This is a genomic window from Castellaniella sp. (genome assembly GCF_049673105.1).
Taxonomy (GTDB): Bacteria; Pseudomonadota; Gammaproteobacteria; order Burkholderiales; family Burkholderiaceae_B; genus Castellaniella.
In genome coordinates, this window is the sequence record NZ_JBATXG010000021.1 from 78,211 (window position 1) to 101,184 (window position 22,974).

General features: G+C 64.4%; 22 protein-coding genes. 7 read left to right on the plus strand and 15 right to left on the minus strand.

The window, feature by feature from the left end; genetic code table 11:
- Positions 1-163 precede the first annotated feature (163 nt).
- Complete coding sequence (locus tag WBF69_RS08540; protein ID WP_424263187.1) at positions 164-1,582, plus strand: PLP-dependent aminotransferase family protein; 1,419 nt, start codon at positions 164-166, stop codon at positions 1,580-1,582.
- Between the two features lie 58 nt (positions 1,583-1,640).
- On the opposite strand, the gene WBF69_RS08545 is transcribed toward WBF69_RS08540, so the two are convergent.
- From WBF69_RS08545 to WBF69_RS08560, 4 genes are read right to left on the minus strand one after another with little or no spacing between them, the layout of a single operon-like run.
- The gene (locus WBF69_RS08545) at positions 1,641-3,449 is read right to left on the minus strand and encodes a M24 family metallopeptidase (RefSeq protein WP_424263189.1); all 1,809 of its coding nucleotides are present in this window, start codon (positions 3,447-3,449) and stop codon (positions 1,641-1,643) included.
- A gap of 10 nt (positions 3,450-3,459) precedes the next feature.
- Complete coding sequence (locus tag WBF69_RS08550) at positions 3,460-4,113, minus strand: CoA transferase subunit B (protein ID WP_424263191.1); 654 nt, start codon at positions 4,111-4,113, stop codon at positions 3,460-3,462.
- An 11-nt stretch (positions 4,114-4,124) separates the two neighbouring features.
- Entirely contained in the window at positions 4,125-4,820 is a 696-nt protein-coding gene (locus WBF69_RS08555) for a CoA transferase subunit A (RefSeq protein ID WP_424263193.1), read from the minus strand.
- A gap of 36 nt (positions 4,821-4,856) precedes the next feature.
- Positions 4,857-5,294 carry an acyl-CoA thioesterase gene (locus WBF69_RS08560; RefSeq protein WP_424263195.1) on the minus strand — a complete coding sequence of 146 codons (438 nt, stop codon included), beginning with the start codon at positions 5,292-5,294 and terminating at the stop codon, positions 4,857-4,859.
- A 108-nt stretch (positions 5,295-5,402) separates the two neighbouring features.
- Here WBF69_RS08560 and WBF69_RS08565 point away from each other — a divergent pair, with 108 nt between their 5' ends.
- Together WBF69_RS08565 and WBF69_RS08570 are read left to right on the plus strand one after the other, a co-directional pair.
- Complete coding sequence (locus WBF69_RS08565) at positions 5,403-7,049, plus strand: electron transfer flavoprotein-ubiquinone oxidoreductase (RefSeq protein WP_424263197.1); 1,647 nt, start codon at positions 5,403-5,405, stop codon at positions 7,047-7,049.
- Positions 7,050-7,121: 72 nt separating this feature from the next.
- The gene (locus tag WBF69_RS08570) at positions 7,122-7,778 is read left to right on the plus strand and encodes a MarC family protein (protein ID WP_424263199.1); all 657 of its coding nucleotides are present in this window, start codon (positions 7,122-7,124) and stop codon (positions 7,776-7,778) included.
- A gap of 129 nt (positions 7,779-7,907) precedes the next feature.
- Here the strand turns inward: WBF69_RS08570 and acs are convergent, their stop codons facing one another.
- From acs to WBF69_RS08590, 4 genes are all read right to left on the minus strand, one after another.
- A complete protein-coding gene (gene acs, locus WBF69_RS08575; protein ID WP_424263201.1) occupies positions 7,908-9,887 on the minus strand; it encodes an acetate--CoA ligase in 1,980 nt (659 codons plus the stop codon).
- Positions 9,888-10,003: 116 nt separating this feature from the next.
- Positions 10,004-11,296, minus strand: a complete 1,293-nt coding sequence (locus tag WBF69_RS08580; RefSeq protein ID WP_424263203.1) for an MFS transporter — start codon at positions 11,294-11,296, stop codon at positions 10,004-10,006.
- Between the two features lie 53 nt (positions 11,297-11,349).
- Positions 11,350-13,236 (minus strand): propionate--CoA ligase, encoded by a 1,887-nt coding sequence (locus WBF69_RS08585; protein ID WP_424263205.1) that lies wholly within the window; start codon positions 13,234-13,236, stop codon positions 11,350-11,352.
- Positions 13,237-13,406: 170 nt separating this feature from the next.
- Entirely contained in the window at positions 13,407-14,267 is an 861-nt protein-coding gene (locus WBF69_RS08590; protein ID WP_424263207.1) for a tRNA threonylcarbamoyladenosine dehydratase, read from the minus strand.
- Positions 14,268-14,352: 85 nt separating this feature from the next.
- Between WBF69_RS08590 and WBF69_RS08595 the strand changes: the two genes are divergently transcribed.
- Genes WBF69_RS08595 through purU form a run of 4 tightly spaced genes read left to right on the plus strand, consistent with a single transcriptional unit; the run spans position 14,353 to position 17,088 of the window.
- Positions 14,353-15,033 carry a gamma-glutamylcyclotransferase gene (locus tag WBF69_RS08595; RefSeq protein WP_424263209.1) on the plus strand — a complete coding sequence of 227 codons (681 nt, stop codon included), beginning with the start codon at positions 14,353-14,355 and terminating at the stop codon, positions 15,031-15,033.
- Between the two features lie 9 nt (positions 15,034-15,042).
- Positions 15,043-15,675 carry a pyridoxamine 5'-phosphate oxidase gene (gene pdxH / locus WBF69_RS08600; RefSeq protein ID WP_424263211.1) on the plus strand — a complete coding sequence of 211 codons (633 nt, stop codon included), beginning with the start codon at positions 15,043-15,045 and terminating at the stop codon, positions 15,673-15,675.
- 8 nt (positions 15,676-15,683) lie between these two features.
- Positions 15,684-16,214 (plus strand): flavin reductase family protein, encoded by a 531-nt coding sequence (locus tag WBF69_RS08605; RefSeq protein ID WP_424263213.1) that lies wholly within the window; start codon positions 15,684-15,686, stop codon positions 16,212-16,214.
- 25 nt (positions 16,215-16,239) lie between these two features.
- Entirely contained in the window at positions 16,240-17,088 is an 849-nt protein-coding gene (purU, locus tag WBF69_RS08610; RefSeq protein ID WP_424263215.1) for a formyltetrahydrofolate deformylase, read from the plus strand.
- A gap of 38 nt (positions 17,089-17,126) precedes the next feature.
- Here purU and WBF69_RS08615 read toward each other — a convergent pair whose 3' ends face one another.
- The 7 genes from WBF69_RS08615 to mog form a co-directional block, all read right to left on the minus strand.
- Positions 17,127-17,579, minus strand: a complete 453-nt coding sequence (locus WBF69_RS08615; protein ID WP_424263217.1) for a MaoC family dehydratase — start codon at positions 17,577-17,579, stop codon at positions 17,127-17,129.
- A complete protein-coding gene (locus WBF69_RS08620) occupies positions 17,576-18,637 on the minus strand; it encodes an L-threonylcarbamoyladenylate synthase (RefSeq protein WP_424263219.1) in 1,062 nt (353 codons plus the stop codon). The genes WBF69_RS08615 and WBF69_RS08620 overlap by 4 nt, the downstream gene beginning before the upstream one ends.
- Complete coding sequence (locus tag WBF69_RS08625; protein WP_424263221.1) at positions 18,630-19,796, minus strand: 5-(carboxyamino)imidazole ribonucleotide synthase; 1,167 nt, start codon at positions 19,794-19,796, stop codon at positions 18,630-18,632. Before WBF69_RS08625 ends, WBF69_RS08620 begins: the two co-directional genes overlap by 8 nt.
- Entirely contained in the window at positions 19,796-20,305 is a 510-nt protein-coding gene (purE, locus tag WBF69_RS08630; RefSeq protein WP_424263222.1) for a 5-(carboxyamino)imidazole ribonucleotide mutase, read from the minus strand. Before purE ends, WBF69_RS08625 begins: the two co-directional genes overlap by 1 nt.
- Positions 20,302-21,189 carry a phosphoribosylaminoimidazolesuccinocarboxamide synthase gene (locus WBF69_RS08635; protein ID WP_424263224.1) on the minus strand — a complete coding sequence of 296 codons (888 nt, stop codon included), beginning with the start codon at positions 21,187-21,189 and terminating at the stop codon, positions 20,302-20,304. The genes purE and WBF69_RS08635 overlap by 4 nt, the downstream gene beginning before the upstream one ends.
- Before the next feature lie 4 nt (positions 21,190-21,193).
- The gene (gene fba, locus WBF69_RS08640; RefSeq protein WP_424263226.1) at positions 21,194-22,258 is read right to left on the minus strand and encodes a class II fructose-bisphosphate aldolase; all 1,065 of its coding nucleotides are present in this window, start codon (positions 22,256-22,258) and stop codon (positions 21,194-21,196) included.
- Positions 22,259-22,326: 68 nt separating this feature from the next.
- Positions 22,327-22,962 (minus strand): molybdopterin adenylyltransferase, encoded by a 636-nt coding sequence (gene mog, locus WBF69_RS08645; RefSeq protein WP_424263228.1) that lies wholly within the window; start codon positions 22,960-22,962, stop codon positions 22,327-22,329.
- Positions 22,963-22,974 lie beyond the last annotated feature (12 nt).

A 22,974-nucleotide genomic window follows, 5' to 3' on the forward strand; every position in this document is an offset into this window, starting at 1 on the left:
AGTGGGAAACCAGACAGGATGAAATCCATTCTGGAGTGACAGTGGCGTAAAAGACAGTCACGGTGTTAGGATGAGTCCATAACTGTATTGGCCGCATCCAGCCTGCTGTATTGGTCCACCGTGCCGGCTGCAGCCAGGTCCTCTATCGCAACAGGCACAGGCCATGATCCTGTTCACCCCCCGGCGCCGCTCGCCCGATGGCTACTCCCTGGTCAACCAGACGGTCGACGCCATCGATCAGGCCATTCGGGATCGCGTCCTGCGCCCCGGCATGGTCATGCCGTCGATCCGGCAATTCGCACGCGCCCACCACCTGTCCACCTTTACGGTCATGGCCGCCTACAACCGCCTGGTGGCTCAAGGACAGCTGCAGTCCCGGCCCGGCATCGATTACCGCGTCGCCCGACAGCAACCCGACCGCCCCCCAACCGCCTGGGAAGCCCCGCAAGTAGGCCCTGCCTGGCTGCTGTCCGATGTCTTCGCCGACCATTCGATTTCGATCAAGGCGGGCTGCGGCTGGTTGCCCCCGGACTGGCACAACGAAACCGGCCTGCAACACGCACTGCGCCAGCTGGTACGGGTGCCGATCGGCCAGATGGCCTCGTACGGCCATCCGCTGGGCTATCACCCGCTGCGCGAACACATCGCCCGCCACCTGAACGGCTACGGCCTGGACGCAGATACGGGGCAAGTCCTGCTGACCCACGGGGCGACGCAGGCGCTGGACATCGTGATCCGGACCGCGCTCAAGCCGGGCGATCACGTGGCTGTCGAGGTCCCCTGCTACGCCAACCTGTTGCAGATCCTGACCATGAACGGCATCGTCACGCACGGCGTCCCGCGCACCGCCGATGGCCTGGACGAAGACATTCTGGACACGCTGGCCCGCACGCATCCGCTGCGCGCCGTCTTTGTCACCACTGTCCTGCAGAATCCGACCGGCGCCAGCTTCAGCATGGCGGGCGCCTTCCGGCTGCTGCAACTGGCGGAACGCCACGATCTGCTGGTGGTGGAAGACGACGTGTCGCGCGAGCTGCTGCAGGGTTCCGCCCCCCTGCTGGCCGCGCTGGCCGGCACACGGCGCGTGGTCTATGTGTCGGGCTTCGCCAAAAGCGTGATGCCGTCGCTGCGGGTCGGCTACCTGCTGTGCGAGCCCGCTCTGCTGCAGCGCTGCGCCCAGACCAAGATGTCGCTGGGGCTGACGTCTGCGGAAATCATGGAACGCACGGCCTGCCAGGTGCTGCGCGACGGTCGCCAAGCCGCCTACCTGCGCAGTGTGCGGGAACGCCTGAGCCAGGCCCACGACCAGGTCTGCCAGATGATGCACGAGGCCGACTTCGAGATCGCCCACGAGCCTGGCGCGGGTCTATTCCTATGGGCGCGGCCCCGCACCGCCATCGATCACCCGAACGGGGTCATCGGCCTGGCCGCGCAGGCGCTGAAAGCAGGCATCTGGCTGGCGCCCGGCGCCTATTTCCACCCCGACCGCCGTGACGAGGGCTGGTTCCGTTTCAATGTGGCGTATTCAGCGAATCCAGCGCTCTGGAAATTTTTCAGGGATGCGGCGCAAGGGGCCGCCTGACCCGGCACAGCGCTGCGCCGGCTGCCCATCGGCAAGACCGCCGGCGCGGCGGTTCAGATCAGACCGGTTCCGTCCGCGCCAGCAGCCAATCCTTGGCCGCACCGTCCACCAGGGGCAGCAAGCGCTCGCGTACCTGATGGTGATAACCGTTCAGCCAGTCGATTTCGTCCGCCGACAACAGTTCGCGCACCACGCAGCGGGTATCGATGGGACACAAGGTGACGGTCTCGAAACCCAGGAAGGACCCAAAGGCGGTCTGGGCCGCAGGTACAGCGAGCACCAGGTTTTCGATGCGGATGCCCCATTTTCCGTCGCGATACAAGCCGGGTTCGTTGGACGTCAGCATGCCGGCCTGCATGCCCTGATGCGGTCGCGCATGCGCCCGCACGGAAATCGACTGCGGGCCTTCGTGCACATTCAGGAAATACCCCACCCCGTGCCCGGTCCCGTGGCCGTAGTCCAGCCCCCGGCGCCACAAGGGCATGCGGGCGACCGCGTCCAGCACCGAGGACGCCGTATCCACCGGAAACTGCGCTCGCGCCAAAGCGATATGAGCCTGCAGCACGGCGGTATAGTCCGCCCGCTGAGCGGCGGATGGCGCGCCCACCGGCACCACGCGGGTGATGTCGGTGGTGCCGCCCAGGTACTGCCCGCCCGAATCGATCAGCAGCAGGCCGTCGCCCTGGATCACCGCATGCGACGCGTCGGTCGCCCGGTAATGCGGCATGGCGCCATTGGCATTGAAGCCCGCAATGGTGGCAAAACTGAGACTGACGAAACCCGGTCGCCGGGCGCGGGCGGCGGACAGATGGGCGTCCACATCGATTTCGGTGATGCGCTCGCCGGCTGACAAGGCCGATTCGAACCAGGCGAAGAATTCGCATAGGGCCGCGCCGTCCTGGGCCATGGTTTGACGGATATTGTCGGCCTCGGCGGCGTTTTTAAGCGATTTCAGCAATTGCGACGGATTGATGGCCTCGATCAGATTGACCTGGGGAGCGTGCGACAGCGTGCCTGCCGTCACCCGCGCCGGGTCTATCAGCAGCGTGGCATTGAGCGCCAGCGCCGCCAGATCGGCGGCCAGCGCCGTGTCAGCGCGCAGCTCAACCCCGTCAGCGGCCAGACGGGCCGCCAGATCCGCCGGGATCTTGCCAGGCGCCACATACAGGCGCACCCGGTCGGCATCCAGCAGCGCATGCGCCAGGAAGACGGGGTTGTAATCCACATCGGCGCCGCGCACATTCAGCAGCCAGGCAATATCGTCCAGCGAGGACAGCAGATGATGGTCGGCGCCATGCGCCTGCATGGCGCGGCGCACCGCCTCCAGGTTCTCGGCCCGACTGCGGCAGGCATGCGGCGGCACATGCTCGAATACCGCCGCCATCGGCAGCGCCGGGCGATCGGACCAGATGAGACCGATCGGGTCCTGATTCAGCACCAAGGCCACGCCTGCGGCATCCAGCCCCGCGCGCCAGCGCGCGGCGGCGCCCCAGTCCAGCACCCTGCCATCGACTGCCAGCCGGTCTCCCTGGCGCAGATGTTCGGCGGCCCAGTCCAGCATATCGGGCACGTCCGCCGCCCCTGCCCGCATCAGCGTGATGCCCGAGCCCTGCAACTGGGATTCGGCCTGCGCCCAATAGCGGCTGTCGGTCCACAGCCCGGCAAATTCCGCCGTCACCAGCAGGCTGCCCGCCGAGCCGTCGAAGCCCGACAACCATTCGCGGGCGGCCCAGTGTTCCGGCAGATATTCCGACAAATGCGGATCGGCGGTGGGAATCAGGCAGGCCTGCAGGCCCGACAGGGCCAGTTGCCCGCGCAGGGCGACAATGCGTTCAGCGGGCGTCGTCGGGGAAAGCTGCAAAGTCACGATGTTTCCTTCAGGCGACGGCGGAGATATCCAGTTTGGCGGTGGTCTTGGCCTGAATGTCGGCGACCGTCACGCCCGGCGCCAGTTCGGTCAGGCGCAGACCATCATCGGTGACTTCCATGACGCCCAGATCGGTGATGATCAGATTGACCACCCCCACACCGGTCAGCGGCAGGGTGCATTCCGGCAGCAGTTTCAGGGATTCGGTGCCGTCCTTGCCTTTGGCGACGTGTTCCATCAGGACCACGACCTTGCCCACGCCCGCCACCAGGTCCATGGCGCCGCCCATGCCCTTGATCATCTTGCCGGGAATCATCCAATTAGCCAGATCGCCCTTTTCGGAGACCTGCATGGCGCCCAGAATGGCCAGATTGATCTTGCCGCCCCGGATCATGCCGAAGGAATCGGCGGACGCGAAAATCGACGAGCCCGGCAGCGTGGTGACGGTCTGCTTGCCCGCATTGATCAGATCGGCATCGACCTGATCATCAGAGGGAAACGGGCCGATGCCCAACAGGCCGTTTTCCGACTGCAGCCAGACTTCCATGCCGTCGGGCACATAGTTGGCCACCATGGTCGGCAGGCCGATACCCAGATTCACATAGAACCCGTCTTTCAATTCTTTGGCGGCGCGCGCCGCCATCTGTTCACGATCCCAAGCCATTGTGTGCCCCCTTATTGACGGATGGTGCGTTGTTCGATGCGCTTTTCCGGATGCGCATTGAGGACGATGCGGTGCACGTAGATGCCCGGCAGGTGGATTTCATCCGGATCGAAGGTTCCGGTGGGGACGATTTCCTCGACCTCGGCTACGGTGATCTTGCCCGCCATCGCGACGTTGGGATTGAAGTTGCGCGCCGTGCGGCGAAACACCAGATTGCCGCTGCGATCGGCCTTCCAGGCCTTGACCAGGGACACGTCCGGCGTCAGCGATCGTTCCATCAGATAGGTGCGGCCATTGAATTCGCGGGTTTCCTTGCCCTCGGCGACGACCGTGCCCACCCCGGTGGGGGTAAAGAAAGCCGGAATGCCGGCGCCGCCCGCCCGCAGTTTTTCCGCCAGGGTGCCCTGCGGCGTGAATTCCAGTTCCAATTCGTTCGCCATGTACTGGCGGGCGAATTCCTTGTTCTCGCCGACGTACGACGCGATCATTTTTTTAATCTGGCGCGTGGTCAGCAACTGCCCCAGGCCGAAATCATCAACCCCGGCATTGTTGCTGACGCAGGTCAGGCCCTGCACCCCGGAATCCCGCAACGCGGCGATCAGGGCTTCGGGGATACCGCACAGCCCGAAGCCGCCGACGGCGATCATCTGATCGTCGGCCACAATGCCCTGCAGGGCAGCTGCGGCGCTTTCATAGACTTTATCCATACGACGTTTCCTTTGAGACGAACTGAAAAATACGGCTCATGCCGAAAAGCAGCGGATCAGCGCCTGCCGGTCGGCATCGGTCCAGGGTACGGGCCGGCCTGTCGCGCTGTCTGTGCAAACCAGCACGCTTCGGCCTTTGGCATACAGGTTTCGCGCATCATCTTCTGCGGCGATCCAGGAATCCAATTCGAGACTGGTGCGCCCAATCCGCAACAGGGCCATGCCCACAACGATACGGCCAGGATACAACAGCGGTTTGAGAAAATCACACGAGGCGTGGGCCAACACGCCGTAACGGCCTTGTCCGCCTTCCATCTGCAGGGCGGAAAACAAACGTACGCGGCCCTCTTCAAAATATCGGAAGTAGGCGACGTTGTTCACGTGGCGCAGGGCGTCCATATCCCCCCAGCGAACCTCGACAGGAATTTCAAACGTTCCTGAATGAGTTTGAATATCAACGCTTTCCGTGGACATGCGACCTCCGGTTCCCGGCGCGCGAACCGCCCCGAATCAACCATGCAGTATACCGATCTGCAATACAATGGCCGGCAATCGAAGCATCAGAATACGGGAGCCATCCACATGACTGAACGTGAATCCATGGAATACGACGTCGTGATCGTCGGAGGGGGGCCAGCCGGCCTGGCAGCCGCCATCCGGCTGAAGCAACTGGCTGCCGAACGCGGCCAGGAAACCAGCGTCTGTGTCCTGGAAAAGGCAGCCGAAATCGGCGCCCACATCCTGTCGGGCTGTGTGATGGACCCCAGGGCCATCACCGAACTGATCCCCGACTGGCAAGAAAAAGGCGCGCCGATGGGCGTCCAGGTGCAGGAAGACCGATTCCTGTTCCTGACGGAAACAGGGTCCCGCAGCACGCCAGCCTGGTTGCTGCCGGATTGCTTCAAGAACCACGGCAACTACATCGTCCGCCTGGGTCACGTGACCCGCTGGCTGGGCGAACAGGCCGAAGCCCTGGGCGTGGATGTCTTCCCCGGCTTTGCCGCCGCTGAAATCCTGTACTCGGAATCGGGCGCGGTGCGCGGCGTGCTGACCGGCGACATGGGCGTGGCCCGCGACGGCAGCCACACCGATGCCTATCAGCCGGGCATGGAACTGCTGGCCCGCTACACGATCTTCGCCGAGGGATCGCGCGGCCACCTGGGTCGCCAGCTGATTGAAAAATACCGCCTGGATGCCGGGCGTGACCCGCAAAGCTACGCCATCGGCATCAAGGAACTGTGGGAAGTCGATCCCGCGCAGGCCCGCCCCGGCATGGTCATGCACACGGCAGGCTGGCCGCTGGATTCCGACACCTACGGCGGGTCCTTCCTGTATCACCTGGGTGACAACCTGGTGGCCGTCGGCCTGGTGGTCGGTCTGGACTACGCCAACCCCTGGCTGTCGCCCTTTGAAGAATTCCAGCGCTACAAGACCCACCCAGCCATCCGCGCCACCCTGGAAGGCGGCAAGCGCGTCGCCTACGGCGCCCGTTCGCTGACGGCGGGCGGTCTGCTGTCGCTGCCCAAAATGACCTTCCCCGGCGGGGTGATGGTGGGCTGCGAGGCCGGTGTGCTGAACGCTTCGCGCATCAAGGGCAGCCACGCCGCCATCAAGACCGGCGCGCTGGCCGCCGAGGCCGCTTTCGACGCGCTGATCGCCGACCGTCGCCACGACGAACTGACGGCCTACCCGACCGCCTTCGAATCGTCCTGGCTGCATGCCGAATTGAACAAATCGCGCAATTTCAAGCAGTGGTTCAAAAAGGGCCGCACCGTCGGCACCCTGATGACCGGCATCGAACAATGGCTGCTGCGGGGCAACATCCCCTGGACCATTCACCGCACCAAGCCCGACCATGCCTGTCTGCAGCCGGCGGCCGAATGCGCGCGCATCGACTACCCGAAACCCGACGGCAAGCTGACCTTTGACCGGCTCAGTTCCGTCTTCATCTCGAACACCAACCACGACGAAAACGAGCCCGTCCACCTGACCCTGAAGGATGACGCGGTGCCGGTCAAGGTCAATCTGGCGAAATTCGGCGGTCCGGAAGCCCGCTTCTGTCCGGCGGGGGTCTATGAATTCGTCAAGACGGAAACCGGCGAGGACAAGCTGCAGATCAACGCCCAGAACTGCGTGCACTGCAAGACCTGCGACATCAAGGACCCCACACAGAATATCGTCTGGGTCACGCCTCAGGGCGGCGAAGGCCCCGTCTACAACGGCATGTAAAATGCGATCCGGGCGCAGCGCCACGCAGCGCCCGGTCTCTATGACTCAAGGATTTCGGGCGACGGCCCGCTCATGATGGACATCACCTTCGCCACCAAGTTCCTGGGCGCTTTGTTCGCCATCATGAACCCTTTCATCACCTTGCCGCTGTTCCTGGCCCTGACCACCCACAAATCCGTAGCCGAGCAACGCAGCCTGGCGGTTGCCATTCTGGGCTATACCACCGTCATGTGCCTGGTCATCGCCCTGGCCGGCAGCCATATCATCGATTTTTTCGGCGTCAGCCTGGATTCCTTCAGGGTGGCCGGCGGTCTGGTACTGATCGGCATCGCCATGTCGATGTTGAATGGCCAGCCGATTACCTCGCACGAACGCGCCACTCAGGAAAAAAGTGCCAACACCGCCGCCGCTGCCGCCGAGGGCACGGATGACAACCCCGCTTTCTATCCCTTGACCTTCCCCATGATCGTGGGTCCCGGAACGATCGCCACCTTGATCATTTACAGCGCCCAGGCGCGGGATTCGGCCCGCATCGTCGGCTTTGGCGTCGTCCTGATCGCCGTGCTGGCCGCGCTATTCGTCGTGCTGTATTTTGCGGCCTCCATTGGCCGCCTGATGTCCACCAAAATGCGCGTCATCATGGCCCGCGTCATGGGCATCATCCTGGCGGCCATTGCCGTCGAAATGCTGTTTGCGGGCGTGCGCGCCCTGCTGCCAGGCCTGGCGTAGCCGTCAGGCGCAGGATTCCGCCACGCAGACTGAAGCCTGCAAAGCACCCAATAAAAAGGGGCGGGAATGTCATCCCGCCCCTTTGGCTGTGTCCGGTGCCCTGGATCACAGGGCATCGTTCAACACTCTTTACTGCACCTGGGACAGTTGATCCAGGATGCCGGGGTTCTCCAGCGTAGAGACGTCCTGGGTGATGGGTTCACCCTTGGCGACCACGCGCAGCAGACGGCGCATGATCTTGCCCGAACGGGTCTTGGGCAGGTTTTCCCCGAAACGGATTTCACGCGGTTTGGCGATGGGGCCGATTTCCTTGGCGACCCAGTCGCGCAGCTGTTTGGCCATCGCGGCGGCGGCATCGCCTTGGGGCAGCGGGCCGTTGAGCACCACAAAGGCCACCACGGCTTCACCGGTGGTGGCATCCGGACGACCCACGACGGCGGCTTCCGCCACCAGTTCGTGCGCCACCAGGGCGGATTCGACTTCCATCGTGCCCAGGCGGTGGCCCGAGACGTTCAGCACATCGTCGATGCGGCCCATGATCCAGAAATAGCCGTCCTTGTCGCGCTGGGCGCCGTCGCCCGCCAGGTAATAGCCTTTGAGTTCTTCCGGGAAATAGGTTTTCTTGAAACGTTCCGGATCGCCCCAGACCGTGCGGATCATGGACGGCCACGGGCGGCGCACCACCAGGAAGCCGCCCTTGCCGCGTTCGACTTCTTCGCCGGTTTCATCCACGATGGCGGCATCGATGCCGGGCAGCGGCAGCGTGCAGGAACCCGGCTTCAGCGGCGTCACGCCCGGCAGCGGCGTGATCATGTGGGCGCCGGTTTCCGTCTGCCACCAGGTGTCGATCACCGGGCAGCGCTGGCCGCCGACGTTGTTGTAATACCAGACCCAGGCTTCGGGGTTGATGGGCTCGCCCACCGAACCGATGATGCGTAGGGAACTGAGGTCGAAGGATTTCGGGTGCACCTTGGCGTCGGCCTCGGAGGCCTTGGTCAGCGAACGGATCGCCGTCGGCGCCGTGTAGAACACCGAGACCTTGTGCTCCTGGATCATCTTCCAGAAACGGCCCGCATCCGGATAGGTGGGAACGCCTTCGAAGACCACCTGCGTCACGCCCGCCGCCAAGGGGCCGTAGGTGACGTAAGAGTGGCCCGTGACCCAACCCACGTCGGCGGTACACCAGAACACGTCCGTGGGCTTGGCATCGAAGGTCCATCGCATGGTCATGAAGGACCACAGCAAATAGCCAGCGCTGGAATGCTGTACGCCTTTGGGCTTGCCGGTGGAACCGGACGTGTACAGAATGAACAACGGATGGTCGGCATCGACCGGCACGGGCGGGCAGTCAAAGGATTGACCCTGGATCGCATCGTGCCACCACACGTCGCGGCTGGCATCCCATTGGACGTCGGAGCCTGCGCGCTTGTAGGTGATGACCTTGCGCACGGCTTCGCAATCGCCCATGGCCAGGGCCTCGTCCACCGCGTTCTTCAGGGGGATGATCTTGCCGCCGCGGGCTTGCGCGTCGGCCGTGATGATCAGGGTCGCGCCCACGTCCACCACGCGTTCGTGGATGCTCTTGGCCGAGAAGCCGCCGAACACCACGGAATGGATGATGCCCAGGCGAGCGCAGGCCTGCATGGCCACCACAGCCTCGATGGACATCGGCAGGTACAGCACGGCGCGTTCGCCGGTCTTGAAACCCTGCGCCTTGAGCGCATTGGCGAACTGCGACACGAGCGCATGCAGTTCTTTATAGGTGACTTTGGTGACCTTGCCGTCATCCGCTTCGAAAATCAGAGCGATGCGATTTTCGGCGGGCGTACCCAGGTGTTTGTCCAGACAGTTGGCCGAGACGTTCAGTTTCCCATCGGGATAGAACTTGTAGAACGGCTTGTTGGATTCATCTATCACCTGGGTAAAGGGTTTGTCCCAGACCAGATTTTCATTGGCCAGCCGCGCCCAAAATGCATCCGGATCCCGATTGGCTTCGTCGCACAAGGCCTTGTAGCCTTCCATCCCGGATACGTTGGCCTGTTTGACCAGATCGGCGGGAGGCGGGAATACTCGATTCTCCACCAATATGGATTCAATCTCCGTAGCCATTTTGCTCGCTCCTTTTGAGTGATGTCATTCACATCATGTTTGAATTGTGTTACCTGTCACCGTACTGCACGAGTCTTACTTGATTCTGACAAATGCAACTCGCTCGTCGGCGGCCATCAAGCCAACGGAATGCGGTCAGACGGACGCACGATATCCCGGTCCCGCTCGCCTCGGGCAAAATCCAGGCGCGCCAGCAACCAGAGCCCCGCCAGAAAGAACAGCCCTGTCGTCAACAACGCGGCCCGATGGTTGCCCTGCGTCAACCACACCAGCAGGCCGTAGCTCAGCGGCCCCACGACCGCCGCCAATTGCACGGAAAAGGTCCACAAAGCAAAGAATTCCGCGGGTCGCCGGGTGGGAGCCAGCACCCCCACCATGGCCCGCCCCGCACTCTGGCTGGTGCCCATGCACAGGCCGGCCAACGCGGCAGCCGCCCAGAACACCGGCAGGGTCTGCGCCGAGACGGCCAGCCCCACCATCAGCAACCAGCCGCACAAGGTCAGGGTCAGCGCCCGCTTGTGTCCGATGCGGTCCTGCAGATAGCCGAAACCAAAAGCGCCGACTGCCGCCGCGATATTGACCAGGAACACCAGCAACATGGTCTGGCGCATATCGAAGCCTATGACCTCGGTTGCATAGACCGCCGACAGCGTGATCACGACGGCGATGCCCGCCTGATAGCAGGCGATGCACATCAGCAGGCGCCGAAAATCCGGGTAGTCCCGGCGGGTTTCCAGCCAGGCGCGGCGCAATTGCGCCAGCATCGCCGGCGCCGGCGTCGGCGCAGCCGCTGTCTGCCGCGGCTCGCGCAGCCACAGAAACGAGGGCAGCGCCGCCAGGGCGAAGACCCCCGCCGTCAAAGCCATGATCCAGGGCACATAAGCCTGAGCGGGCAGATCCATCGCCGCCGCCGACCCGGCCACCCACAACGCCAGCCCCAACGTCAGCATGCCGCCGCAATAGCCGAAACTCCAGCCCCAGCCAGACACGCGTCCCATGGATTCCGGGCGGGCCAGTCCGGGCAAAAACGAGGCAACGGCGGATTCACCGATGCAGTAAAAGGCATTCGACAAGGCCAGCCAGAACAGGCCCCAGGCGATATCGCCGGGCCCGACCGAGACCAGGACAGCCGTCGCCAGCACGCAGCCAATCGTGCTGCTGAACAGCAAGCGCCGATGTCCGGCGCGGGCATCGGCGCGCGCCCCCAGACCCGGCATGATCAGCATCACGATCAAATACGAGACCGACAGCGCCGCCGTCAGCGCCAAGGTGCCCCAGGCATGACCCGCCGCCACGACGCCGACGAAATAGGCATTGAACACCGCCGTCAGCACGACCGTGGTGTAGCCGGAATTGGCGAAGTCGTACATGGCCCAGGACCAGACCTCGCGCCGCCCCACGCCGGGCATCAGGATACCGGGCGCCCCTGTTGCGAGTGGACGCCTCCGGTTCTGGGCAGTGCTCACAGGGCTGAGCGGATCTGCTCGAGGGCGCCAGGGTCCTCGATCGTGGTCAGATCGCCTGGATCGCGTCCTTCGCACAAGGCCACAATGGCGCGACGCAGAACTTTGCCCGACCGCGTCTTCGGCAGATTGTTGACGAACAGGATGCGGGCGGGCCGGGCCACAGCGCCATTGCGCTGCTCGATCACACGCTTGATTTCAGCTTCCAGCCGGTCGCGGCTGCCGGCCTCGTCCAGCATGGCGGGATCGCGTAGCACCGCGAAGGCCATCGCTTCCTGGCCTTTCAACTGATCCGCCACCCCCACCACGGCGGATTCGGCCACGGCAGGGTGCGTATTGACGGATTCCTCGATTTCGCGAGTGCCCAGGCGGTGACCGGCAACGTTGATCACGTCGTCGGTACGCCCCAGAATGAACCAGTAGCCGTCCTTATCCACCAGGCCCCAATCGGACGTGGAGTAGGTCAGACGACCGGGAAAAGACTGGAAATACGTTCGCACGAAGCGCTCATCGTCGCCCCAGATGGTGCTCATGGCGCCGGGCGGCAGGGGCGGTTCGATCGCCACGACCCCCTTTTGATTCGGGCCGCAATCCTGCCCGGTGGCCTCGTCGACGGCCCGCACGTCAAAGCCGTAGACCGGCACGGTGGGGCTGCCGAAACGCGGGGGAATTTCCTCGATCCCCGGTTGCGCCGACAGGATCGGCCAGCCGGTTTCGGTCTGCCAGTAATTGTCGATCACCGGCTTGCCCAGGGCTTCAGACAGCCACTGCCCGGTCAGTTCATCCAGCGGTTCGCCCGCCAGATAGATGCGGTCCAGGCTGGACAGGTCATGGCGCGTCAGCAAAGCCGGATCGTGTTTTTTCAGCACCCGGATCGCGGTCGGTGCGGAAAACAGGGCGTTGACCCGGTAGGTTTCGACGATGCGCCACAGGATGGCTGCATCCGGACGCACCGGCGTGCCCTCGTACATGACGGTGGCCTGGCCGTTCAGCAGCGGCCCGTAGACCACGTAAGAGTGTCCCACCACCCAGCCCACGTCGCTGCTGGAAAAATAGACGTCGCCCGGCTTGCCGCCGAATATGTATTCCATGGAAGCGCACAGGGCGACGGCGTAGCCGCCCACATCGCGCTGCACGCCTTTGGGGTTGCCGGTCGTGCCCGAGGTGTACAGGATATAGCTGGGCGCATTGGATTCCAGCCAGACCACCGGCACCTGCGCATCCAGGTGCCGAGCGCGCAGGGTGGCGTAGTCCAGGTCGCGACCGGCGGTCATGTCCATGGGCGCCAGGCCGCGATTGACCAGCACGACGTGTTCGGGCGCGTGCGCGCTTTGCGCGATGGCCTGATCCAGCAGGGGCTTGTAAGCAATGGCCCGCCCGCCGCGCGACCCCGCATCCGTCGAGATGATGACCTTGGGTTCGGCATCATCGATGCGCTGCGCCAGGTTGTGGGATGCAAAACCGCCAAACACCACCGAATGGATGGCGCCGATGCGTGCACAGGCCAGCATGAAAAACGCCGCCTGGGGAATCATGGGCAGATAGATCAGCACGCGATCGCCCTGCACCACCCCCAGCTGCTGCAAGATGGCGGCGGCGGCGTTGACTTCACGCGCCAGATCGGAACGGGTATAGACGATTTCCTGTTCGACTTCGGTCGAGACCCAGATCAGGGCGGGCTGATCCGCCTGGGTATCCAGCCAGCGGTCGACCGCGTTGTAGCACAGGTTGGTGCGCCCGCCCACGAACCAGCGCGCAAATGGCGGGCGGGAAAAATCCAGCACCTGAGTAAAGGGGGTTTCCCAATGGATACGTCGAGCTTCTTGAGCCCAGAAAGCATCACGGTCCTGCACCGATTGACGGTGGAACTCGCGGATTTTCTGCATGATGTCGTCTCCTGCCATCCTGCAGTACAGGCATTGTGTCAGGTACCTGGACTACGGATGATTCCTGAATTATTTTTTCTGCCCACATGCTACACCAGCAGAACGTACAGGAGCTCGCTGACACGAGGCTGACAGATGCCCGTCCCGACCGCCAGCCGACGGCGGTGTGCCTAGCCGCCGAGCCGGGCCAAACCCTGCTGCAGGGCCCAATTGGCGGCTGCCAGGCCCATGCTGGCCGTCACGGTCACCACGGATCCATAGCCGGCGCAGGACAGCCCCTGCGGCGCTGCCGCTGCATCAGGCGCCGTCGACTGTGTCCACGCCGACGGCAAGATGGCAGGCTGATCGAACCACAAGCAGGGCACACCCATGCGCGGCACCCGGCGCTTGGGCTTGCCGCCGGCGGCGCCGCCTTTGGGATAGCCATGACGCTGGCGCAGTTCCTGGCGGATGCGGCCCAGCAAGGCATCGTGCACGGATGCCGACAGATCCCCGGCGCGCAGCGTCAGCGGATCCGTCTTGCCGCCCGCCCCGCCGCATACCAGCAAAGGCCAGCCTTTGGCGCGCGCCTGCAAAATCATGGCGACCTTGGCAGGCACCTGATCGGTGCAGTCCAGCAAGATGCCCGCCGGCCCCGCCGACAAGATCTGATCCAGATTGTCCGCGCTAACGAAATCATCGATTTCCGTGACCCGGCAGCCGGGGTGGATGTCGCGCACGCGATCCGCCATGGCACGGATCTTGGCCATCCCCAGGGTGCTGCCCAGGGCATGCGCCTGGCGGTTGATATTGGATTCGGCCACATGGTCCATATCCACCAGGGTCAGCGCCCCCACCCCGGAACGCGCCAAGGCCTCGGCGCACCAGGCGCCCACCCCGCCGATCCCGGCCACTACCACATGCAACGCTGACAGCGCCTGCCAGGCGCCTTCGCCGTAGAGCCTGTCCAATCCGCCAAATCGGCGCGCCAGATCGGCACCGGACGGTGCGGATGCGGGCAAGGCAGTCGCGATGAGATCGGGATCAGACATGATGACAGTAGCGCAAGACGAATCGGGAATACGGCATTTTGCCACGGCCCCGACTTCAGATTCCGTACAAGTCCTCTACAATAGGATGCATTCCCTTTCCACTGCCTTCTGTCCTGTGAACGCCTCCGCGCAACGCTCCTCCCGACAGCCCCCGCCGCCCGAGGCATTCCGGCTGCGGGACGATGCTTGGCACGCGGCGTCCATCCAGCAGACCCTGCAGCACTGGAACGGTCGCAACGATTTGTGGGTGTTTGGCTATGGCTCGCTGATCTGGCGGCCCGAATTCGATTTTCTCGAATCCCGCCAGGCACGGATCCACGGCTACCACCGGGCGCTGTGCCTGTGGTCACGCATCAACCGCGGCACCCCCGAACAACCCGGCCTGGTCTTCGGGCTGGATCTGGGGGGTTCCTGCACCGGTCGCGTCTTTCGTATCGCCGCCACCCAGGCGCCCGATACCCTGCTGGCCCTGTGGCGGCGCGAAATGCCCAGCGCCGCCTATATTCCACGCTGGCTGCGCTGCCACACGACCGACGGCATTGTGCCAGGGCTGGTGTTCACCATGAACCGTCAGGACACAGGCTATGCCTCGGGCTTGTCGCTGGAACAGATCCTGGACGCCGTGCGACAGGGCCACGGGCGATACGGCGCTTGCACCGACTACGTGCTGCAGACCGCCCAGGCCCTGACCGCCGCCGGCATCCCCGACCAGCGGCTACGAGCCATCGCCCAGGCGCTGCAATCCTCTCTCTCCTCCTTTTCTTGAGCTGGCTTCATGTCCATCGCCGATATCCGCCAAACCTATCAAAAATTCGAACTGCTGGAATCTGCCGCCGCCGCAGACCCCTACGCGCAATTCGAGCAATGGTTTCAACAGGCCCTGCACAGCGAGGTCCGCGAACCGACGGCCATGATGCTGGCCACCGCCGATGAGGCCGGACGCCCCTCGTCCCGGATCGTGCTGCTGAAAGGCTTCGACGCCCAGGGCTTTGTGTTCTACACCAACTACCAATCGCGCAAAGGCCGGGAACTGAGCGTCAATCCGCAGGCCAGTCTGCTGTTCTTCTGGCCCGAACTGGAACGCCAGGTGCGCATCGAAGGCAGCGTCGCGCCCGTGTCCGCCGCCGAATCCGACGACTACTACGCCAGTCGGCCCCTGGGGTCGCGCATCGGCGCCTGGGCGTCGCCCCAAAGCCAGCCCATCGATCACGAGACGCTGGCGCAACGGGTCCGGGACCTGACCCAGACGCTGGGCGATACGCCCTCGCGCCCGCCCCACTGGGGCGGCTACCGCCTGCAGGCGCAGCGCATCGAATTCTGGCAGGGCCGGCCATCCCGGCTGCACGACCGCCTGGTCTACTCCCTGGACGCCGCCGGCGGCTGGGTCCTGGATCGCCTGGCCCCCTGATCAGCGACATGACCTCATCTCCGACCCCGGCGAAATTCCCCTCTCTGTATTTCCGTTCCGCGCTAGGCCGTTTTCCGACCGGCGTGACCATCGTCACCGCCGAACACCCGGACACCGGCGCCCCGCTGGGCCTGACCATCAGCTCGTTTAGCTCGGTGTCTCTGGAACCGCCCATGGTCCTGTGGACCTTGACCCACACGGCCTCGTCGCTGGCGGCCTTCCTGGCCCTGGATCGCTATGTCATTCACGTCCTGTCGGCCAGCCAGGTCGATCTGGCCCGCCGTTTCGCCAAAGGCCCGCAAACCGAGCGGTTCGCCGGCCTGCCGCTGGAACACGCCCCTAACGGCACCCTGATGCTGGGCGATACGCGCTGCGCCGCCTGGTTCGAATGCCATAATACCCAGCAGCACCAGGCGGGAGATCACACGATCTTCGTCGGCCAGGTGGAACACTGCCAGCGCCAGTTGCTATCGCCCCTGATCTATCACGCCGGGGATTTTGAACTGACCCAGGCCAGTGAGCCTTTATCCCGCAACTGAAAGACACGCCCTCTGGGCGCTGCCCATGCACGACTACATCCTGACACTTTCCTGCCCAGATCGCATGGGCATCGTTCATTCCGTCAGCAGCTGGCTGCTGACCCGCCACGGCAACATCGTCCACGCCCAGCAATTCGGCGATCCCGACAGCCAGCAGTTCTTTCTGCGGGTGCATTTTTCTCTGCCTTCGGATGACGCGCTCGACGCGCTGCAGCAGGATTTCGCCCCGATCGCCGCACGATTCGACATGCAGTTCCAGATTCACGATGCCCGCCGCAAGGCGCGGCTGCTGATCCTGGTCAGCAAACAGGGACACTGCCTGAACGATCTGCTATTTCGCGTGCACAGCGGGCAGATGCCGGCGGAAATCGTCGGGGTGGTCTCCAATCACCCTGATTTCCAGCCGCTGGCCCAGGCGCACGGGCTACCGTTTCATCATCTGCCGGTGTCCGCCGACACCCGCGCGGCGCAAGAACAGCAAATCCTGGATCTGGTCGAACGCGAACAGGCGGACCTGGTTGTGCTGGCCCGCTACATGCAGATCCTGTCATCCGATCTGTGTCAGGCGCTGACGGGTCGCGCCATCAACATCCACCACAGCTTTCTGCCCAGCTTCAAGGGCGCCCGCCCCTACTATCAGGCCCATGCCCGTGGGGTCAAGATCATCGGCGCCACCGCCCACTACGTGACCCAGGACCTGGACGAAGGCCCCATCATCGAACAGGACATTGAACGGGTCGATCACGCCATGAGTCCGCAGGACCTGACCCGCATCGGCAGCGACGTCGAATCCGTGGTGCTGTCGCGCGCGGTGCGCTGGCACGTGGAACACCGCATCCTGCTCAATGGCCGGCGCACGGTGGTGTTCCGCTAAGATCACCACCCGGACATCGCGCCGGGCCAGGCGGATCGTCAGTCCGAGCCGGCGGGCAGTTCCAGTTCGAACAGGCTGGTGGCTTCGACTTCCAGCACTTGCTGATCCAACTGGTTGAACAGACGCCAGGTCCAGCGCAGAATCCCCAGATCATCGCGCGACGACGATACCCGTTTCGAATCCACGGTGGCTTCCAGGCGCAGCTGATCGTCAGGCCGTACGGGATTCATCCAACGCAGACGTTCCAAGCCCGGCGAACCAAAGGATTCGGAATCATGCAGGGCGCATTCCACCGCCATGCGCATCGCCAGGCCGCAGGTCATCCAGCCGCTGGCGATCAGACCGCCCCAGCGCCCGGATTCGGCGCGCTCGACATCCACATGGAACCACTGCGGGTCATAGGCGCGGGCAAAGGCCAGCATCTCGTCCTGCAGCACCGTCACCGGCCCATGATGGATCACCATGCCGGGTTCGAATTCCTTGAACTTCATTGCAATTTTCCAGGTGAAAAGGCGGCAGCCGCCCGACTGATCCGGTCGTTGACCCCTTGCCAAGCCGGCTCATCCGGCGGGCGTTGCAGCACGATGCGGGCATAGCCGCCAGCATCCAGTTCGCGCAACAGAGCATACAGGCGCCGGGCATAATGGGCCGGTTCGGCCCGCACGACCACCCATTCCACGCCCTGCGGAGCAGGACCCGGAGGATCGCCCAGCACCACGACGGCCTGGCGCCCGGACAGCGCAAGGCCTGCCGGATCCGCCAACCCCGAGCCGGAGCCGGCCGCCGCCCAGGTCGCCAGCGCAGCAGCATCGACCAGGACAACCGGAGTGCGCGGCGCATAGTGCGCTTTCAGCGATCCCGACACCCTGGGCGCCGCCGCATCGGGCAGCGCGGGCAGATCGCCCAGCACTTCCGCCAATTGCAAGATCGTGATCTGGCCGGGGCGCAGCAACACAGGGCCGACCCCCTGATCCAGGCGCGACAGGTCCAGGATCGTCGATTCGATCCCCACCTGCGATTCTCCACCTTCCAGGATCATCAGGGCCTGCTCGTCCAGGTCCGGGAATTCCTGGCGCACATGATCCGCCCGCGTGGGTGAGACCTGGCCGAACTGATTGGCCGACGGCGCCGCCACTCCGCCACAACCATGCGGCTTGAGCGAGGCAAACACATGCAGCAAGGTCTGCGCCACCGGATGCGCAGGGCAGCGCAGGCCGATGCTGGCCTGCCCACCGCTGACCGCGTCCGGAATCCGCTGCGCGCGCGGCAGAATCAAGGTCAATGGCCCTGGCCAGAACATCGCCATCAGCTGCTGGGCCTGGGGCGGCACTGCCGCCGCCCAGTAGGCCGGGTCCGTATCGGGCGCCAGATGGACAATCACGGGATGATCGGCGGGACGGCGCTTGGCCGCATAAATACGGGCCACGGCCTGAGGATTTTCAGCATCGGCGCCCAGACCGTAGACCGTCTCGGTGGGAAAAGCCACCAGGCGGCCCTGGTCCAGCCGATGCGCGGCCTGGATGATCCGGGCCTGAATGGAATCAGGCATCCGGCAATCCCAGTATGCCCCTGACCAGGGCGATGCGCGCCAGCAATTCGGCTGCCGAAGCTCCCAGAATATTGATGTGGCCCATCTTGCGCCCTGGGCGGGCATCGGCCTTGGCATACAGATGCAGGCGGGTGCCGGGCACGGCCAACACGCCGGCCCAATCCGGTTCGCGCCGCTGCCCATCGGCCCCGAACCACAAATCCCCCAACAGATTCAACATGGCGGCAGGACGCAGGGCATCCGTATCCCCCAGCGGCAGGCCGGCCATGATGCGGGCCTGCTGTTCGAACTGGCTGACCAGACAGCCGTCCTGCGTATAGTGGCCACTGTTGTGGGGGCGCGGCGCCATTTCGTTGGCGATGACGGCTCCATCGCTCAACACGAAAAACTCGACGCACAGCACACCGTGATAATCCAGATGCTGCGCCACCCGCAAGGCGGATTCGCGGGCCAGATCCGCTACGGCAGGCGCGATCGTGTCATCGACCGTGGACAGCGCCAGAATGCCGTCCCGATGCACGTTGCGCGAGGGCGGGTAGCTGACCGCGTGGCCGTCCAGGCCGCGCGCCACCACTACGGAAATCTCGTAGGACAAAGGCTGCAGAGCTTCCAGGACGCAATCCACGGCGTTCAGGGACTCGAAGGCCTGGCGGGCCTGCTCGCGGGACGTCACCCGGACCTGGCCTTTGCCGTCGTAACCCAGGCGGGCGGTCTTCAAAATGCCGGGAAACAGGGTATCGGGGCAGGCATCCAGATCGGAGATCTGACGCACCCCCGCGTGCGCGGCCACGGGCACCCCCGAGGCCTGCAGATAGGCCTTTTCAGCCAGGCGATCCTGGGCGATGGCCACGGCGTCCCCCGACGGCGCCGTCCGGCACAGTTCAGCCAGGCGGCGCAAACTGCCCGCCGGCACGTTTTCGAATTCGGTCGTGACCGCTACGCACAGGCGGCCCAGCGCATCCAGCGCCTGTGGATCGTCATAGGCGGCGCGAATGTGGCGATCAGCCACCATGCCGGCGGGGCTGGATTCGTCGGGGTCCAGCACGGCCACACGGTAGCCCAGCGCCTGGGCGGCATGACAGAACATGCGGCCCAATTGCCCGCCGCCCAATACCCCCAGCCAGGATCCCGGCGCTGCCGGCAGGCTGCCGGCATCCATCAGGAAGCCTCCGGCGGCACGACCATGGCGCGGGCCGCCTGCGTCTGGCGCGCCCGGTAAGCCTGCAGGCGCTGCAACAGATCGATGTCCGTCATGGCCAGATTGGCGACGACGTGCAGCGCCGCATTGGCCGCCCCGGCCTCGCCGATCGCAAAGGTGCCGACCGGCACCCCTTTGGGCATCTGCACGATGGACAGCAGGGAATCTTCGCCGCGCAGATAGCGCGACGGCACCGGCACGCCAAACACAGGCACCGGCGTCAAGGCCGCCATCATGCCTGGCAAATGGGCCGCCCCGCCCGCCCCGGCCACGATGGCCCGCAGGCCTCGCGCCACAGCCTGAGCGCCGTATTCGACCATGTCCAACGGCATGCGGTGCGCAGACACCACGCGGGTTTCATGGGCAATGTCGAATTCATCGAAAACAGCTGCCGCATGGCGCATGACGTCCCAGTCGCTGGACGAACCCATGATCAGGCCAACCACGGGGGCAGCGTCCGGTCCTGTCATTTCGCCCCCTGGGTCAGACGATCCTGGGCTTCGCGGTATTTGGCAGCGGTGCGTTCCAACACGTCAGCCGGCAGGCGCGGGGCCGGCGGCGTCTTGTTCCAATGCTGACTTTCCAGCCAGTCGCGCACGAACTGCTTATCGAACGACGGCGGGCTGATGCCCAGCGCATAGCCGTCAGCCGGCCAGAAGCGCGAGGAATCCGGCGTCAGGACCTCGTCCATCAGATGCAGCGTGCCACGCGCATCCAAACCGAATTCGAATTTGGTATCGGCGATCAGGATGCCCTGGCGACCGGCATAGTCGGCTGCCTCGGCATACAGCGCCAGCGTGACGCGACGGATTTCCGCCGCCAGGTCGGCGCCGACCTGAGCCACCACGTAGTTGAAATCCACGTTTTCGTCATGCTGGCCGAATTCGGCCTTGGCCGCCGGCGTGAAAATGGGTTCGGCCAGTTTCTGCGCCTGGCGCAGGCCGGGTGGCAGCGCCACCCCGCACACCGCACCGCTGGCCTGGTAGTCCTTCCAGCCTGACCCGATCAGGTAGCCGCGCGCCACGGCTTCGACCAAAACAGGGTCCAGGCGCTTGACCACCATGGCCCGCCCCGCCACCTGCTCGCGTTCGTCCGGCGACACCACGTCCTCGGGTGCAATACCCGTGACGTGGGTGGGCACCAGATGGCCCAGGCGCTGCAGCCAGAATTCCGTCAAGGCGGTCAGGACCTTGCCCTTGCCCGGAATCGGGTCGTCCAGAATCACGTCAAAGGCCGAGATCCGGTCGGTGGCGACGATAAGCAGTTTGTCTTCACCCACGGCATACATGTCGCGGACTTTGCCGCGCCCCAGCAGGGGCAGCGACTGGATAGTGGATTCGAGCAGGGCCTTCATCGGCTTAGTTCACCAGTTGTTTGAGCTCGCCCGACGCATAGCGGGCCGCCATGTCGGACAAAGGAATCGCCTTGATCTTGGACGCATTGCCTGCCGTGCCGAATTGCTCGTAACGAGCCACGCAGATCTTTTTCGCGGCCTCGCGAGCGGGCTTCAGATATTCGCGCGGATCGAACTTGGACGGGTTTTCCGCCATGAAGCGGCGGATGGCGCCCGTCATGGCCAGGCGAATATCGGTATCGATATTGACCTTGCGCACGCCGTGCTTGATGGCTTCCTGGAGTTCTTCGACGGGCACGCCGTAGGTTTCCTTCATGTCGCCGCCGAACTGGCGGATTTCCGCCAGCAGTTCCTGGGGCACGCTGGAGCTGCCATGCATGACCAGGTGGGTATTGGGCAGACGGGCGTGGATTTCCTTGACCCGCTGGATCGACAGGATGTCGCCGGTGGGCTTGCGCGTGAATTTATAGGCGCCGTGGCTGGTGCCCACGGCGATGGCCAGGGCGTCCAGCTGGGTCTGCTTGACGAAATCGGCAGCCTGTTCGGGATCGGTCAGCAGCTGTTCACGCGTCATGGTGCCTTCGGCGCCGTGGCCGTCTTCCTTGTCGCCCTTCATGGTTTCCAGGGACCCCAGGCAACCCAATTCGCCTTCGACCGTGATGCCAAGCTTGTGCGCGATCTGAACGACCTGACGGGTGACGTCAAGATTGTATTCATAGGAGGCAATCGTCTTGCCGTCGGCCATCAGCGAGCCGTCCATCATGACGCTGGAAAAACCCAGGTCGATGGCACCCTGGCAGACTGCCGGCGATTGGCCGTGATCCTGGTGCATGACGACGGGGATGTGCGGGTAGGAATCGACCGCCGCCTGAATCAGCAGTTTCAGGAAACCTTCGCCGGCGTATTTGCGGGCGCCCGCCGAGGCCTGCATGATCACAGGGCTGTTGGTCTGATCGGCAGCCTCCATGATGGCCTGGACTTGTTCCAGGTTGTTGACGTTGAAGGCGGGGATCCCGTAGCCGTGTTCGGCGGCGTGATCAAGAAGCTGACGCATGGAAACCAGGGCCATGGCTGAACCTCCAAAGGATGAAATAGTGGAAAAAACCCGATTGCCGGGATTTTAAGGCGGAATGGGAATTACTGCTGATCACCGTCCCGCCGGGCCGACTTGGGCCGGAAAGCCTTGACCACCGCGCCATGCGTCTCGACATGCGGGCCGCCGATCAGGTCCAGGCAATAGGGTACGGCAGCAAAAATGCCTGGAATCCGCACGGCGCCATCATCCCCGCGCAAGCCTTCCAGCGTTTCCTGGATGGCCTTGGGCTGACCCGGCAGATTGATGATCAGGGCCGCATGATCCGCCAGTTCGCGGATCACCGCCACCTGACGCGACAGGATGGCAGTCGGCACAAAGGCCAGGCTGACCTGGCGCATCTGCTCGCCAAAGCCGGGAAGTTCGCGCGTGGCCACGTCCAGGGTGGCTTCCGGCGTCACATCGCGGCGGGCCGGCCCGGTGCCGCCGGTGGTCAACACCAGATCGCAGCGGGCCTGGTCCACCAGTTCGCGCAGGGTGGCGGCGATGCCCGCCCGGTCATCGGGGATCAGCCGCGACACGATGCGCGGGGGCCGCGTCACGGCCCGCTGCAGCCAGTCCGACAGCGCCGGAATGCCCTGATCCTGATAGACGCCCGACGAGGCCCGGTCGGACACCGATACGAGGCCGACGATCAGCTCATCGGGATGGCTGCGCTGCAAGGGAAAGGAATCGCTCATGGGATAGACTGT

Bases quoted from the DNA above. Each gene is read 5' to 3' on its own strand.
- WBF69_RS08540 (WP_424263187.1), top strand. From the start codon at position 164: ATGATCCTGTTCACCCCCCGGCGCCGCTCGCCCGATGGCTACTCCCTG.
- WBF69_RS08550 (WP_424263191.1), bottom strand. From the start codon at position 4,113: ATGGCTTGGGATCGTGAACAGATGGCGGCGCGCGCCGCCAAAGAATTG.
- WBF69_RS08555 (WP_424263193.1), bottom strand. From the start codon at position 4,820: ATGGATAAAGTCTATGAAAGCGCCGCAGCTGCCCTGCAGGGCATTGTG.
- WBF69_RS08560 (WP_424263195.1), bottom strand. From the start codon at position 5,294: ATGTCCACGGAAAGCGTTGATATTCAAACTCATTCAGGAACGTTTGAA.
- WBF69_RS08565 (WP_424263197.1), top strand. From the start codon at position 5,403: ATGACTGAACGTGAATCCATGGAATACGACGTCGTGATCGTCGGAGGG.
- WBF69_RS08570 (WP_424263199.1), top strand. From the start codon at position 7,122: ATGATGGACATCACCTTCGCCACCAAGTTCCTGGGCGCTTTGTTCGCC.
- acs (WP_424263201.1), bottom strand. From the start codon at position 9,887: ATGGCTACGGAGATTGAATCCATATTGGTGGAGAATCGAGTATTCCCG.
- WBF69_RS08580 (WP_424263203.1), bottom strand. From the start codon at position 11,296: ATGCCCGGCGTGGGGCGGCGCGAGGTCTGGTCCTGGGCCATGTACGAC.
- WBF69_RS08585 (WP_424263205.1), bottom strand. From the start codon at position 13,236: ATGCAGAAAATCCGCGAGTTCCACCGTCAATCGGTGCAGGACCGTGAT.
- WBF69_RS08590 (WP_424263207.1), bottom strand. From the start codon at position 14,267: ATGTCTGATCCCGATCTCATCGCGACTGCCTTGCCCGCATCCGCACCG.
- WBF69_RS08595 (WP_424263209.1), top strand. From the start codon at position 14,353: ATGCATTCCCTTTCCACTGCCTTCTGTCCTGTGAACGCCTCCGCGCAA.
- pdxH (WP_424263211.1), top strand. From the start codon at position 15,043: ATGTCCATCGCCGATATCCGCCAAACCTATCAAAAATTCGAACTGCTG.
- WBF69_RS08605 (WP_424263213.1), top strand. From the start codon at position 15,684: ATGACCTCATCTCCGACCCCGGCGAAATTCCCCTCTCTGTATTTCCGT.
- purU (WP_424263215.1), top strand. From the start codon at position 16,240: ATGCACGACTACATCCTGACACTTTCCTGCCCAGATCGCATGGGCATC.
- WBF69_RS08615 (WP_424263217.1), bottom strand. From the start codon at position 17,579: ATGAAGTTCAAGGAATTCGAACCCGGCATGGTGATCCATCATGGGCCG.
- WBF69_RS08620 (WP_424263219.1), bottom strand. From the start codon at position 18,637: ATGCCTGATTCCATTCAGGCCCGGATCATCCAGGCCGCGCATCGGCTG.
- WBF69_RS08625 (WP_424263221.1), bottom strand. From the start codon at position 19,796: ATGGATGCCGGCAGCCTGCCGGCAGCGCCGGGATCCTGGCTGGGGGTA.
- purE (WP_424263222.1), bottom strand. From the start codon at position 20,305: ATGACAGGACCGGACGCTGCCCCCGTGGTTGGCCTGATCATGGGTTCG.
- WBF69_RS08635 (WP_424263224.1), bottom strand. From the start codon at position 21,189: ATGAAGGCCCTGCTCGAATCCACTATCCAGTCGCTGCCCCTGCTGGGG.
- fba (WP_424263226.1), bottom strand. From the start codon at position 22,258: ATGGCCCTGGTTTCCATGCGTCAGCTTCTTGATCACGCCGCCGAACAC.
- mog (WP_424263228.1), bottom strand. From the start codon at position 22,962: ATGAGCGATTCCTTTCCCTTGCAGCGCAGCCATCCCGATGAGCTGATC.